Annotated in this window: 15 protein-coding genes; 9 read left to right on the plus strand and 6 right to left on the minus strand. The window is 57.5% G+C overall.

All coding sequences use genetic code 11. The features are described 5' to 3' along the window. The first annotated feature begins 79 nt into the window (after positions 1–79). On the plus strand, positions 80–1,159 hold the full coding sequence (locus AC2FFA_RS01715) for a DUF6456 domain-containing protein (RefSeq protein ID WP_496849583.1): 1,080 nt from the start codon (positions 80–82) through the stop codon (positions 1,157–1,159). A 48-nt stretch (positions 1,160–1,207) separates the two neighbouring features. Here AC2FFA_RS01715 and AC2FFA_RS01720 read toward each other — a convergent pair whose 3' ends face one another. Next, positions 1,208–1,756, minus strand: coding sequence for a peroxiredoxin (locus tag AC2FFA_RS01720; protein WP_117869118.1), 549 nt, complete (start codon positions 1,754–1,756; stop codon positions 1,208–1,210). Between the two features lie 263 nt (positions 1,757–2,019). On the opposite strand from AC2FFA_RS01720, the gene lipA reads away from it, so the two are divergent. Further along, on the plus strand, positions 2,020–2,970 hold the full coding sequence (gene lipA / locus AC2FFA_RS01725; RefSeq protein ID WP_117869117.1) for a lipoyl synthase: 951 nt from the start codon (positions 2,020–2,022) through the stop codon (positions 2,968–2,970). Then, positions 2,967–4,118: an amidohydrolase gene (locus tag AC2FFA_RS01730; protein WP_496849585.1), complete on the plus strand. Its 1,152-nt coding sequence runs from the start codon at positions 2,967–2,969 to the stop codon at positions 4,116–4,118. Before lipA ends, AC2FFA_RS01730 begins: the two co-directional genes overlap by 4 nt. 11 nt (positions 4,119–4,129) lie before the next feature. Here AC2FFA_RS01730 and AC2FFA_RS01735 read toward each other — a convergent pair whose 3' ends face one another. Together AC2FFA_RS01735 and hpt are read right to left on the minus strand one after the other, a co-directional pair. Then, positions 4,130–4,486, minus strand: a complete 357-nt coding sequence (locus AC2FFA_RS01735; protein ID WP_299642036.1) for a hypothetical protein — start codon at positions 4,484–4,486, stop codon at positions 4,130–4,132. A 120-nt stretch (positions 4,487–4,606) separates the two neighbouring features. Next, positions 4,607–5,149: a hypoxanthine phosphoribosyltransferase gene (gene hpt / locus AC2FFA_RS01740; protein ID WP_299642038.1), complete on the minus strand. Its 543-nt coding sequence runs from the start codon at positions 5,147–5,149 to the stop codon at positions 4,607–4,609. Positions 5,150–5,221: 72 nt separating this feature from the next. Here hpt and AC2FFA_RS01745 point away from each other — a divergent pair, with 72 nt between their 5' ends. Together AC2FFA_RS01745 and AC2FFA_RS01750 are read left to right on the plus strand one after the other, a co-directional pair. Continuing rightward, entirely contained in the window at positions 5,222–5,668 is a 447-nt protein-coding gene (locus AC2FFA_RS01745; protein WP_117869114.1) for a type II toxin-antitoxin system RatA family toxin, read from the plus strand. Between the two features lie 37 nt (positions 5,669–5,705). Beyond that, positions 5,706–6,998, plus strand: a complete 1,293-nt coding sequence (locus AC2FFA_RS01750; RefSeq protein ID WP_496849587.1) for an MmgE/PrpD family protein — start codon at positions 5,706–5,708, stop codon at positions 6,996–6,998. Here the strand turns inward: AC2FFA_RS01750 and pyrC are convergent. After that, a complete protein-coding gene (gene pyrC / locus AC2FFA_RS01755) occupies positions 6,995–8,032 on the minus strand; it encodes a dihydroorotase (RefSeq protein ID WP_496849589.1) in 1,038 nt (345 codons plus the stop codon). The genes AC2FFA_RS01750 and pyrC overlap by 4 nt on opposite strands. Before the next feature lie 162 nt (positions 8,033–8,194). On the opposite strand from pyrC, the gene AC2FFA_RS01760 reads away from it, so the two are divergent. Continuing rightward, positions 8,195–9,103, plus strand: coding sequence for an AAA family ATPase (locus AC2FFA_RS01760; protein ID WP_117872772.1), 909 nt, complete (start codon positions 8,195–8,197; stop codon positions 9,101–9,103). A 6-nt stretch (positions 9,104–9,109) separates the two neighbouring features. Beyond that, positions 9,110–10,369 carry a vWA domain-containing protein gene (locus AC2FFA_RS01765; RefSeq protein ID WP_496849590.1) on the plus strand — a complete coding sequence of 420 codons (1,260 nt, stop codon included), beginning with the start codon at positions 9,110–9,112 and terminating at the stop codon, positions 10,367–10,369. A 4-nt stretch (positions 10,370–10,373) separates the two neighbouring features. On the opposite strand, the gene AC2FFA_RS01770 is transcribed toward AC2FFA_RS01765, so the two are convergent. Then, positions 10,374–10,874, minus strand: coding sequence for a hypothetical protein (locus AC2FFA_RS01770; protein WP_496849592.1), 501 nt, complete (start codon positions 10,872–10,874; stop codon positions 10,374–10,376). A 229-nt stretch (positions 10,875–11,103) separates the two neighbouring features. On the opposite strand from AC2FFA_RS01770, the gene AC2FFA_RS01775 reads away from it, so the two are divergent. Then, positions 11,104–12,072, plus strand: coding sequence for an XdhC family protein (locus AC2FFA_RS01775; protein ID WP_496849594.1), 969 nt, complete (start codon positions 11,104–11,106; stop codon positions 12,070–12,072). Further along, a complete protein-coding gene (locus AC2FFA_RS01780) occupies positions 12,069–13,070 on the plus strand; it encodes a molybdopterin-binding protein (protein WP_496849596.1) in 1,002 nt (333 codons plus the stop codon). Before AC2FFA_RS01775 ends, AC2FFA_RS01780 begins: the two co-directional genes overlap by 4 nt. Before the next feature lie 65 nt (positions 13,071–13,135). Here AC2FFA_RS01780 and AC2FFA_RS01785 read toward each other — a convergent pair whose 3' ends face one another. Further along, positions 13,136–14,035, minus strand: a complete 900-nt coding sequence (locus tag AC2FFA_RS01785) for a MurR/RpiR family transcriptional regulator (RefSeq protein WP_496849598.1) — start codon at positions 14,033–14,035, stop codon at positions 13,136–13,138. Positions 14,036–14,095: the final 60 nt, after the last annotated feature.

Raw genomic sequence — 14,095 nt, forward strand, 5'->3', positions numbered from 1 at the left:
GACCTCTAGTTAGAATTGGTTAACCCGCATTCCGAGGGCGAAAAGTGGCAGTTTGTTTTGTCGACGAGGACAAATAATTATGGAAAACAACATGGCTTTCACCATTCCGGCATGGGTTCCAGAGGGGGCGCAAAGGTACCTTGCTCATACCGAGACCGGTCGCTCGATCCGCGATATCGCTCGATCAGCCGGATGCCATGCATCGACGATCCTCAGACAAATTAGGCGCATCGAAATGCGCCGCGACGATCCATTGGTGGATAGGGCTTTGCAATCGCTTGCAGAGACGCATTTTTCACCTTCGGATTGCATCGACGGCCCGGCAATCGGGTCAGAAAACACCGCTGAAGAAGAGTTTGAAAACGAAGCGCTGCGTGTGTTGCGCCGCCTGAGCGAGACGGGTTCGGTCCTCGCCGTGGCCGAGGAAATGGACAAGGCTGTCGTCGTACGCGACACCGGCGAGGCAGGGGCAACTAGAACCGCGGTCGTAGAGTGCAGGTTCGCACAGGCCTTGGCTTTGAAAGACTGGATAACCTGCGACAATCCTGGTCGTATTTCGCGATATCGGATTTCCACAGCCGGGCGAACCGCGCTAAGTCATTTGATCGCCAAGGCAGAAAACAAGGCGCGTGCCGGGACAGACTTTGGTTTTGCCGAAGCTCAGAGTTCCTTTCAGGCCAAGCCTTCGGGCGGGTCTGCCGAGCGGGCCAAACGCATTCGATACAATGCTGCGGAAAGCCCGCTGATAGCGTTGGCGCGCAGAAGGGATCGTGACGGAAAGCCGTTTTTGGATGAATCCCTTGTCAGCGCCGGAGAGCGTTTGCGCGAAGACTTTGAGTTGGCACAGATCGGCCCTCAGGTTTCACAGAACTGGGATCGCTTTCTGACGACAGGCGGTCGAGGCAGTTTTGACAGTGAAAGCCATGGGGGCAAGGAAGCTTCTGATGCCAAGGATCGGGTTTCACGTGCCTTGTCCGATCTGGGGCCACGGCTGAGTGATGTCGCGTTGCGGTGCTGTTGCTATCTGGAAGGACTGGAACTGGCGGAAAAGCGAATGGGTTGGTCAGCACGATCCGGCGAGATTGTTCTGCGGATCGCTTTGCAACGATTGAAACGACATTATCAGGATCAGGCGGAACGAGACCGGTTGATCGGCTGAACAGAAAAAAGGCCCGGTGTATTCGGGCCTTTTCTCGGGATTTGCAGCTTAAGCCATTTCGGGTTCTGCTGACGCCCGCAGGTGTTTCATCAGGTTTTCCGGCGAGGACACGCCATAAGGGTCTTCTGGACAGTTATCCATCAAGCCGGGCTCTTCGAACCACGCTTCGACGACACCATCATCGACGATGGCCGCATAGCGCCATGAGCGCATACCAAAACCCAGATTGTCCTTGTCGACCAACATGCCCATTTTCCGGGTGAACTCCGCCGATCCGTCGGGGATGACCTTAACGTTCTTCAAGCCCTGATCCTGCGCCCATTTGTTCATCACGAAGCTGTCGTTGACGGACATGCAGTAGATTTCGTCGATCCCCATCGCCGTGAAATCGGCATAGCCGTTTTCAAAACCGGGAAGCTGGAAAGTCGAGCAGGTCGGGGTGAACGCGCCTGGCAGTGAGAACAGGATTACGCGCTTACCGGCGAAATAGTCAGCTGTCGTCTTGTCTTCCCAACGGAATGGGTTTGGTCCTTCGATGGAATCGTCGCGGACACGGGTGTGAAAGGTCACGTCGGGCAGTTTTGCGCCGGATTTCATAGTCAAACTCCTGTGATTCACATGTGGTTTTGGTGTGAATTAAAACAGTTCTAAACCGCATTCAATCGAGGAAATGCTGCGATTGCGAATAGGATCAACGTTCCGCTAAATATCAAATTTAATACGGAAATACTGATGTGCGCATGATGACTTTCTGCGATTGCGCGGTTGCGACGCATAGCGGCTATGCGCCGCTGGTGTAACGCCGCGCTTCTGTCTATGTTATGAGCGACAAGAGTTGACCCAAAGTCAGGAAAACGACCGTGCGAGATCTGAAGATCCCCGAACAGCGCCATCCGGAAAAAGCCCATCGTCCGGACAATGCACAGCCCAAGAAACCAAGTTGGATCAGGGTCAAAGCACCTGGCGGCAAAGGCTATGCGGACACGCGGCGGATCATGCGTGACAACAATCTGGTGACGGTCTGCGAAGAAGCCGGGTGCCCCAACGTAGGAGAGTGCTGGAGCCAGGGCCATGCCACCATGATGATCATGGGCGAGATTTGTACGCGCGGCTGCACCTTCTGCAATATTGCAACCGGTCGCCCCGACGATCTTGACGCGTTTGAGCCCGGACGCGTGGCTCACGCGGTTGAAAAACTCGGCCTGAACCATGTGGTGATCACCTCGGTGGACCGCGATGATCTGCAAGATGGCGGGGCTGAGCATTTTGCGCAGACCATTCGCGCGGTGCGTCATCGTTCTCCGAAAACCACGATCGAGATTCTGACGCCTGACTTCCTGAAATGTGATGAGGATGTCCTTGAGATTGTGGTCGAAGCGAAACCGGATGTGTTCAACCACAATCTGGAAACGGTTCCGGGCCTCTATCCCGAAGTCCGCCCGGGTGCGCGATACTTCCATTCCTTGCGCCTGCTGCAGCGCGTGAAAGAGCTTGATCCGTCCATCTTCACCAAATCGGGCATCATGGTCGGGTTGGGTGAAAATGAACAGCAAGTGCGTCAGGTCATGGACGACATGCGCGCGGCGGATATCGATTTCCTGACCATCGGCCAGTACCTGCAACCGACTCCGAAACATCACGGAGTGGATCGGTTCGTAACGCCGGAAGAGTTCGCATCTTACGAAAAGGCGGCCTATGGCAAGGGGTTCCTGATGGTATCCGCGACGCCTCTGACCCGGTCTTCGTATCACGCGGGTGACGATTTCGCCCGGCTTCGCGCGGCTCGGCAAGCAAAGTTGCAGCAGGCGTGACACCGGAGCGGATCGCGCAGCTCATCAGCTTGCGCCACGAGTTTCATCAACACCCGGAGCTTTCGGGGCAGGAGGAAAATACCGCAGCGCGGGTTGCTGATCTTTTGCGCCAAGCGGGTGCAGACAGGGTTCTGTGCGGCATTGGCGGGCACGGTGTTGCTGCCGTTTACGAAAGCAACGTTCCCGGCCCCACAGTTGGAATTCGATGCGAACTGGATGGACTGCCAATTCAGGAACTCTCGGATCTGGCTTATGCGTCTCAGATTGCAGGCAAAGGGCATCTGTGCGGCCATGATGGCCACATGGTGATGGTTCTCGGGGTGGCGGAAGCGTTGAAGGAACAACGCCCGAAGTCTGGCCGCGTGGTTCTGATTTTCCAACCCGCCGAAGAAACCGGACATGGTGCGATTGCTTACCGGGCCGATCCTCAGTTCGCTGAGGTTTCGCCTGACATCGTGCTGTCTCTGCATAACTTGCCGGGGCTGGAACTGGGCGCAGTAGAGCTGTGTGTAGGTCCCGCGAACTGCGCCTCGCGTGGGATGCAAATTGTTCTGACAGGCAAGACGTCACATGCAGCTGCCCCGCAAGATGGCTTGTCGCCGGCAGGTGCCTTGTCCAGGCTGATGCTGGCATTGGCCGGATTGGGGGCGGGCGGTGAATTGGATGACGACTACGCTCTGACCACAGTCACCCATGCCACTCTGGGCGAGCGCACAGTCGGCGTCGCACCGGGGCAGGCCGAACTATGGGTGACCCTGCGCACGGTTTCGGACGCGCGGATGGAGCGCCTGATGGCCGAGGCCGAATCCCTGGTTGCCGAAACAGCGAAGGTCGAAGGGTTGGCGGTGGAAATCAGCTATGACGAGGTGTTCGATGCCTGTGTCAATGATCCCGAAGCTGATACGGTTCTGGCAAAGGCCTTTGCCGATCAGGACGTCGCCTGCATGCTGGTCGATCAGCCACAGCGTTTTTCCGAAGATTTCGGCCAGTTCGGCAAAAGCGCCAAGGCGGCCATGTTCTGGTTGGGGGCGGGGCAGGACCATCCGCAACTGCACAACCCGGACTATGACTTCCCGGATGCGCTTATTCCGATTGGAACCGGGATTTTTCTGAGTGCGATTGATATCGTGCTTCACAAAACCTGCTAGACGCGATCCACTTAATTGACCAGATCACCAACGATTCCAACGGCTTCTATAACTGTCTTCGTATCATCAGATATCGAGAGAATTTCATCATCTACCCGGATATAGCGCTGGCCGGGTCCCAACGGCTTAAGCTTCCAGTTTCCGAGGTCGTCAATGTAATCGAAACTCAGATCATCGGGCAACTTCTGGCCACGCGTATATCTTTTGATTTGACCGGGCGGAACAGCTTTGCCGTTTGACTTGATAGATTTCTCTACCTTGTTTTTATTGGCACCTTGCCCTTTGCCCTTGTTGTCCTTTGCAGCACCCGAACTTGCAAGTGCCACGATCGCCATAACGACACCAGCTGTCGCAACAATCCGCTTCATCGATAATCCCCCTAAGTTGATAAGGAGAGTAATCGGACTCAATTTGGCTTGTCTATTATTATTCGGATCTTTGAATTTAGCTTGCAAAGCTGAGCTTCAAACTGCCCGACAAAAGTGCATCTAGTCCTCGGTAAACCGAACCTTGCCGATAAAGGGCAAGTTGCGGTTGCGCTGAGCGTAGTCGATCCCGTAGCCCACGACGAATTCATCCGGAATTTCAAAGCCAATCCAGTCTGACCGGAAATCAACTTCGCGACGGCTGGGTTTGTCGAGCAACGCAATGGACTTCAAACGAGAGGGCTTGCGGCTTTGAAGCAACTTGGTGACATGGTTCAGTGTGTGGCCCGTATCGACGATATCTTCGACAACAAGCACGTCACGACCTTCAATCGCGCCGCGCAAGTCTTTGAGAATGCGGACTTCCCGGCTGCTTTCCATCGCATCACCGTAAGAGGATGCCTCAAGAAAATCTACCTCGATGGGAAGATCCAGCTCACGTACCAGATCGGCGATGAAGACGAAACTGCCGCGTAGCAATCCCACGACGACCAGCTTGTCCGTATCGCCGAACTCATCCGTTATCTCGCGGCATAACTCCTCGATTCGGGCGGCGATGGCCTTGGCCGAGATCATCTCATCTATCACATATGCGCGGTTAGTCATCGCAGCCCCCTTGATCTTTGGCGCGCAACATACGACATGACGCGCCATTGTCACCTGCAAATACCGGACATCATGCCAATCCATTCGGAAACCCGCCACCTGCCATACACAGCCCAGCAGATGTATGATCTTGTTGCGGATGTAGGCAGTTACCCCAAGTTTCTGCCCTGGTGCGCCGCGGCCCGGATCCGCAAGACCTATGCGGTTGGTGAGGCCGAGGTGATGGAGGCCGATCTGGTCATCTCGTTCAAAGTGTTCCGCGAACGGTTCGGCAGCCGGGTGACTCTGTTTTCCGATCAGAAAAAGATCGACACCGAATATCTCGACGGACCTTTCAAATACATGAAATCCGACTGGCAGTTCGAGGACGCGCCCGATGGGGGCTGCAACATCTCGTTCCATGTGGATTTTGAGTTCAAGAACGCCATTCTGCAAGGGATTATCGGGGTTGTGTTCAACGAAGCCATGCAGCGGATTGTGCGCGCCTTCGAGGCACGTGCGAAAGAACTCTACGGCTAGGCCTTTACCCTGCAAGGGCGCACGCTAGACTGCGCCCATGACGGATTTCACAGCAGCATTGGCCACCTTCGCGGCGGGCCCGGTTTCAACGACAGCTCAGGCGAGGGTTGTCACATCTTTGTCTGTTCTGGATTGGGTTGCAGTTGGTCGTGCTGGGGCGTCTGAGCCCGTGTCTTGTACGGTTCGCGATATGGTTCTAGCCGAGGGCGGGAACGCTCAGGCCCATCTGTTCGGCGGGGGCGCGGCCCCATTGCGCGGCGCAGCTTTGGTTAATGGAACTGTTTCCCATGCGCTGGATTACGACGACACGCATTTTGCGCATATAGGGCATCCGTCAGTTGCCATTCTACCTGCCGTCCTTGCCGTAGCCGAATGGGATGACCGCATTCTGGTGGACTTACTCGAAGCCGCGCTGGTCGGGATGGAAACTTCAATCCGTGTCGGCATGTGGCTGGGCAGGGGTCATTATCAGGCCGGGTTTCATCAGACAGCGACATCCGGTGCATTCGGAGCTGCCGTCGCCGTCGGTCGGTTGCTAGGATTGGATAAAACCCAGATGCGGTCCGTATTGGGTTTGACAGCAACGCGCGCGGCTGGGCTGAAGGCCCAGTTCGGAACCATGGGCAAGCCTTACAATGCCGGGCTAGCCGCTTCGGCCGGGGTTGAGACGGCTCTGCTTGTTCAGCGTGGATTTCAGGCCAACGCCGACGCGTTGGAAGGCACGTACGGATTTGGCGCGACCCATCAGGGTGCAGCGGATCAAAACGCGCTGGATGGTTTGGGCGATGAATGGCTGTTCGAAACGGTAAGCCACAAGTTCCACGCCTGTTGCCACGGCCTGCACGCGGCGTTGGAAGCGGCGCGCGCTCTGGACATTGCGGAACCCGAAGTGGCCGAGCTCAAAATCAAAACCCATCCCCGATGGATGAGCGTTTGCAATCAGCTGTCGCCCACAACCGGGCTGGGGGCAAAATTCTCTTATCGGACGGTCATCGCGATGCAGGCGCTGGGGTATGATACGGCTTTGCCGGGCAGCTACACCGACAAGGTCTGCGCGGACCCGCGCATGACGTCTCTGCAAGACCGCATCACGGTCGAAGCGGATGAAAGCCTGTCGGAAACGCAGGCGCATCTGGCCCTGCTGCGTCGCGACGGTGTTCGCCGCGAGGCAACGCATGACCTGATGACCCCAATGTCGCTATCTGACCGCGAGGATCGTGTACGCGTCAAAGCATCGAAGCTGATCGGGACGGATGAGGCAGACGCGATCTGGTCGATGCTGCGCATCGGAGGTCGCGCCCGTGATCTGGCTGAACGTATGGCGGGTTAAGCCACGCGCCAGTGCAGTGGAAAGCCCGGGTCGAACACCGTGACAGGTCCATCGTCCGTGTCGATCTTTGACGGGTATTCAACCGGTTCGCCCTTGGTCAGGGTAATCGTCTCTTCGTTCACAGGCAGGCGGTAAAAGCCCGGCCCGTTGAGCGAGACGAACGCCTCCAGCTTGTCCAGGGCACCTTCGCGGTCGAACATCTCGGCCACCAGAGACATGATATTTGTCGCAGTGAAACACCCCGCGCAGCCGCAGGCCATTTCCTTGTTGGCATCCGTGTGCGGAGCGCTGTCCGTGCCCAGGAAGAACCGCGCGTCACCCGACGTTGCAGCAGCCAGCAGGGCTTGGCGGTGTTCCTCGCGCTTGGCGACCGGCAAGCAATAGTAATGCGGTTTGATCCCGCCCACTAGAATATGGTTGCGGTTGATGATCAGGTGGTGCGCGGTGATCGTCGCACCCAGATCCGCCTCGTTGGCTTTGACATAGTCGACACCATCGGACGTGGTGATATGTTCCATCACCACGCGCAGTCCCGGCGTCGACCGGCGGATCGGGTCCAGAACGCGGTCGATGAACACGGCTTCGCGGTCAAAGATGTCGATCTCTGTGTCGGTGACTTCGCCATGAACACACATGGGCAGGCCGATCTCGGCCATTTTCTCCAAAACCGGGCGCACCTTGTCAAAGTCACGCACGCCCGAGGCCGAATTGGTCGTGGCCCCCGCCGGGTACAGCTTGACCGCTTTTATCAGCCCGCTGGCATGGGCGGCAGCGACGTCCTGCGCATCTGTATCCTCGGTCAGGTACAGGGTCATCAGCGGCTCAAACCTCATACCGTCGGGCAAGGCGGCCAGGATCTTGTCGCGGTAAGCGGCAGCCTGATCCCCGCGTATAACGGGCGGCACGAGGTTCGGCATTATGATCGCACGGGCGAAATGACGTGCGGTTTCGGGCAGAACGGCCTGCAACATGGCGCCATCGCGCAGATGCAGATGCCAGTCGTCGGGGCGGCGGATGGTGAGGGTATCAGTCATGATCTTCCGCTAGCATAGCTGCCCCGAAAGACCAACCAGCGCAGTACGAGTTGCCGAAAAAACTTGTCAACCAACCGGAACGTCGTAGCTCAGGCAGGGGGTAAGGCCTTGACGCAAGGGCGCTTGCGTGACCTGTTTATCCGCGAAGAAGAGAGAGGTTCCATGACGCAGCCTAATTCCATTGATGCCGTGCAGCAGATGCTGGGAAGTCAGGGCTATGTCTGCGGGCGCGCCCTTGCCACGGTTGTGTTCCTTTCGCTGAAGCTTGGTCGCCCGTTGTTTCTGGAAGGTGAAGCAGGTGTCGGAAAGACGGAAATCGCCAAGGCGCTGGCATCCGGTCTGAACCGCCGTTTGATCCGATTGCAGTGCTACGAAGGTCTGGACGCGTCCACGGCGGTTTACGAATGGAACTTTCCGGCGCAGATGGTCGCGATCCGAACGGCCGAAGCTTCGGGCGGAGCCGACCGAGGCGCGTTGCAAGCGGAACTGTTTTCGGATGAATACCTGATCGAACGCCCGCTGCTTCAGGCAATGCGCCCGGACGAAAACGGAGCGCCGGTTCTTCTGATCGACGAACTGGACCGGACCGATGAACCGTTTGAAGCCTTTCTGCTGGAGGCCCTCAGTGATTTTCAGGTCACAATCCCTGAACTGGGCACTGTTGCAGCCCCCGAACCACCCATTGTGATTGTCACGTCGAACCGGACCCGCGAAGTGCACGATGCCCTCAAGCGCCGCTGCCTGTATCACTGGGTCGATTATCCCGATTTCGAACGTGAGATCGAAATTCTGCACGCGCGCGCGCCCGAGGCCGCCGATGCGCTCAGCCGCGAAGTTGTGGCTTTCGTTCAGCGTCTGCGCACCGAGGACCTGTTCAAGAAACCCGGCGTGGCCGAAACCATTGACTGGGCCAAATGTCTGCTGGCGCTGGACGTGATGAATCTCAGCCCCGAGGTGATCGGTGATACGCTGGGTGCGATCCTGAAATACCAGGACGACATCCAGAAGCTGCAAGGGTCTGAGGCCAAGCGCATTCTGGATGAGGCCAAAGCGACGCTTGAACCGGCCTGACGCGTTATGGCCGAACAAATCCCGCTGGAAATTCCCGACAACCCGAAGCTAGCGCAGAACATTACCCATTTTGCCCGCGCGCTGCGGAAGGCGGGTCTGCCGATTGGTCCGGGGCGGGTGATTGACGCAATTCGCGCGGTGCAAGCCGCGGGTTTTACCGAGAAACGGGATTTCTACTGGACGCTACACGCCTGTTTCGTGAATCGTCCCGAACATCGCACGATCTTCGCGCAAGTCTTCCGAATGTACTGGCGCGACCCGCGATACATGGAGCACATGATGGCCATGATGCTTCCCGCCATTCGGGGCGTGCAGGAGGATCGCAAGGCGGATGCTGGCGAAAAACGCGCGGCTGAGGCCCTTCTGGATGGCGTCGAACACGACACGCCCGAGCTGGCGGCACAAGACGAAGGCGAAACTGAAATCGAGATTGACGCCACGCAGACGGCATCGTCCGAGGAGCGTCTCCGCAATCTGGACTTTGAACAGATGAGCACCGCCGAAATCGCGCAAGCCAAGCGCGTTTTGGCGCGGTTGACCCTGCCGGTCAAGCCCATCGAATCCCGACGAGGTCAAACCAGCCATCTGGGGCACCGCATTGACCGTGCCCGCACTTTGCGAGCAGCCATGCGGCAAGGAGGAGAGTTGCGCGATATCGCCCGGCTAGAGCCCAAACCGCGGTGGCCAAACCTTGTGGCCCTGTGCGACATCTCAGGTTCAATGAGCCAGTACAGCCGTGCCATCCTGCACTTCCTGCACACGGTATCGAACGCTAAGGGGGCAGGTTGGGCCAAGGTTCATGCTTTCACTTTCGGCACGCGCCTGACCAACATAACCCGCCACTTACGTCAGCGGGACGTTGACGCAGCTCTTGCAGCTGCCGGGGCCGAGGCGCAGGATTGGGAAGGGGGCACGCGCATCGGCGACTGTCTGCATCAGTTCAACAGAGACTGGTCAAGACGGGTCATGGGGCAGGGGGCCGTTGTTCTGCTGATCACCGACGGATTAGAGCGGGGTGAACCGGAGAGGCTGGAGAAAGAGGTTGAGCGGCTGCACCTGTCCTCAAAACGCCTGATCTGGTTGAACCCGCTGCTGCGCTGGGACGGGTTTGCCCCCAAGGCTCAGGGGGTGGCGGCCATGCTGCCCCATGTCGACAGTTTCAGGGCAGGGCATTCCATAGCCTCGCTCGAAGATCTGGCCTCCGTGATCTCACAACCCGATGACCAGGGGCAGAAAGCACGGCTGTTGGCCGCGCTTTCCGAATAGTCGCCTATGACAACTGTTCTTCATTGCACTTACGGGCCATTTCCATGGCTTTGTATGTGCCGGTCAGATCGACTGTGAAAGCGTATGACGTTTCGGGGAACACGATCATGACCTTTTTCTTGGCCAGATCATCCGCGAATTGAGGGCTGTCTGACAGGACATAGCCACCGGAATAGCCCTTGGTGATATTGCCTTTCATACCTGTGGCTTCACCCAGATAGATGTTGTCGCCGATCAAGATGGCCACTTCTTGCGTCTCGCCACGTTTGATGTCGGTCTCTGCCTTGGTGAATACCCCCACATATCCCACGCCGCGATCTTCGGTTAGGCCCATCTGAACGACGTTTTCCGCATCGTCTACGGCCTCGATCAGGCAGGATTTCTTCTCGTTGTCGATGAAGACTTTCCAGCCTGCTACTTCTCCGTAACGTTCGAATGTGTCAGCCCACGCTGCGGTTGAAGTCAAAAGGCCAACCACTGCGCCCAGTGCAAGATAGTGTTTCAACTGCTTGTCTCCGAAAAAATGTGTTTGATATGCGGCTCGGTCACTTGGCCGGCTGCACGCGCAGGCTAAAACCCGTGGCACTAATAATCAATGCTGTGATTTCTTGAATACAGTTCGAGCATTGGTATCGGCTCACAAAGCTCAACATAGACGTTTTGGTAAGGGCGTTGCGCTTTTCATCAGGCCAATCCTGCTTATGTTGGGAAACAGACGACGTCTGGAGGTTCTGATGGAACGATTCGACAACAGTCCGGAAACGGCACTGAAGTGGCACCGCGATGGCAGCGGCGCCGCGCTTGCTACAGTTGTCGAAACCTGGGGCAGCGCGCCGCGCCGGGTTGGTTCCCAACTGGTGATCGGCGGCGATGGCCGGATCGAAGGCTCTGTGTCAGGTGGCTGTGTCGAGGGTGCAGTGATCGTCGAAGCGCTTGAGGCCATTGACGAAGGTGAGGCCCGATTGCTGGAATTCGGGGTGAGCGATGAAGACGCCTTTGCGGTCGGGCTGGCCTGTGGCGGAACCATACGCGTTCTTGTCGAACCCGTCGGGAAGGTTCTGCCCGAACCGATGCTGGCGGAACTGGTTGCAGCCCGCGCCGCTCGTGAACCGATTGCTTATGAAGTCAATATCGATACCGGGCACAGGGCCTTGCGCCGAAATGCCTATGCGGAACGGTTGCGTATGGATCGTTCTGGATTTGAAGAAGATGGCCGGACCTTTGTAGCGGTACACAACCCACCGCTACGGCTGATCATTGTCGGCGCGGTTCACATCGCGCAGGCACTGGTGCCGATGGCGCGCATAGCTGGGTATGATCCGGCCATTATCGACCCGCGCGACGCATTTGCCTCCAACGCCCGTTTCCCTGGGGAAACGATCCTAACGGATTGGCCGGATGAGGCTGTGGAAAAACTTGGGCTGGATGCGCGCACCGCAATTGTCCTGCTGACGCATGATCCAAAACTGGATGATCCGGCGCTGCAAGCTGCACTGGATGCGGGTGTATTCTATATTGGTGCATTGGGATCGACACGCACCCATTCCAAACGCGTCGAACGTATGAAAGCGGCGGGTTTTACCGAATCGCAAATCTCGAGGATTCATGGGCCAATCGGGCTGGATATCGGGGCTGCCGGGCCATCCGAGATTGCCGTCGCAATTCTGGCGCAGATGACGGCTGTTCTACGAGGCAAGGCATGAGGTTTGGTCCGGTAGCAGTCTCCGAAGCAAAAGGTGCCATTCTGGCTCATTCGGTGACGGCGGACGGGAGAAAACTGCGTAAAGGACTGTCGTTGCAGGCAAAGCATGTGACACAGCTGACGCAGGCGGGGATCAGTGACGTGATCGTTGCCCGCCTTGAACCCGGTGATTGCCATGAAGATGAAGCCGCACGCACCTTGGCCGCAGCTCTTGCGCCAGATGCGGCGTCGGCCAATCTGCGCGTGACCGATGCGTTTACCGGCCGGGTCAACCTGTTGGCGGACGCGCCGGGCGTGGCAGTTCTGGATGTGGACGCACTGGAGATGTTCAACCGGGTCAACCCGATGATTACGGTTGCGACGGTTCCGCAATACCAGCAGATGGGTCCGAAGGGCATGGTCGCCACCATCAAGGTCATCTCATATGCCGTGCCAGAAGCTGATGTTCGGCGGGCCGCCAATCTGGCGCAAGGGGCCGTGCGTCTGGCAAAGCCCGTTCACAAGACGGCAGGTTTGATCGTTACGGATATCCCCGGTGGCCCCTCCAACGAAAAGGGGATCGCCGCCATTCGCGGGCGGACCGAAGCCTTGGGTCTGGATTTGTGTGATGTGCAGATTGTACCGCATCGCGTGGATGCACTGGCCAAGGCGGTTTCCAGGACTGCTGGTGATTTGCTGATGATCCTGACCGGATCCGCGACGTCGGATCCTGATGATGTTGCCCCATCTGCTGTTCGGCTTGCCGGCGGGCAGGTGGATCGGTTCGGTATGCCGGTTGATCCGGGAAACCTGCTGTTTCTGGGTTCGATGCAGGATCGACCAGTGATTGGGTTGCCCGGGTGCGCGCGATCTCCGGCATTGAACGGGGCGGATTGGGTTCTGTCGCGTATTGCCTGCGGGATCGAAACGACCGGGGCAGATATTGCCGGAATGGGTGTCGGGGGATTGTTGAAGGAAATCCCGACCAGACCTCAACCCCGCGCCAAACGAAAAGAATAATCCGCCGCTGATCCTGAACGGAGCCGAATTCTGTTGTTGGACCCAGAAGCTTTGAATGATTTGGTTTAAGGTTTTCTGAACTTTGGCAAAACGCCGGGGCGCCAGTACGCTCCGGTATCTTCCCGCGCCTTCTGATAGGCTTCCACTCTCTCTCTGGCGGCCTCTCCCCCAGCGTCAAACAGATGCCCCAGCAGACACTCCAAGACGGCCATTGCCCCTGAAAAACTTGAAAACGGGTGCAGGGTTCGTGTACTGACAGGCAGGACGACATCCGGTTCCACCCCCGGCGCGATAACCTTGCTGTCCGACAGCAACACGATACGCATCGACCGGTCGCGCGCAAAGCGCATCGACTGAATCGTGTCGGCGGAATAGGGGTGAACCGTGATGGCAAACAGACAATCCTCGGCGGTGGCTTCGACCAGGTCGTCGATGGCCGAGCCCATGTGGCGGGGCACCAACTGAAGCCCGGGATGGGCCATGCGACCGGCGTAGTGAAAATAATAGGCCAGCGCATGGCTGGACCGTGTGGCAGTCACATAACAGCGGCGCGCCGATCTGATGTGCGCGACGGCCTGTTCCGTCAAATGGGGGGCCATGAGCCGCAGCGATCTGGACACGACATTTATTTCGTTCTGCGCAAATCGTGCCTGCGCCGCACCAAACTGCCCTTGTTCCTTTAGGTGTTCCAGCCAGTCTTGCCCAAACCTGTCTTCGCCGTCGGTTGTCAGAGCGTTTCGAAACGGACGTCGAAAAGCGTCAAAGCTGTCATATCCCATGCGTTGCGCCAGCCGGATCAGAACATTCGAGCTGATGCCGATGCGATCGGTGGTGGTTCGGATTGGATTCAATGCGAAGTCGCCGGGATGATCGATGATGTATTTTGCGGCGACCTGCATTTGCGCCGGCATCTCATCGATCTCGCGGCGCAATTGCGTAACCAAGGAGGTGAGAGGGTGCGTCATGTGAAATATAAAACATATGTTTTTATATGGGTAAATTGAAAACGTAAGGTGATTGCATTA

The organism is Ruegeria sp. YTSB088, assembly GCF_059609825.1.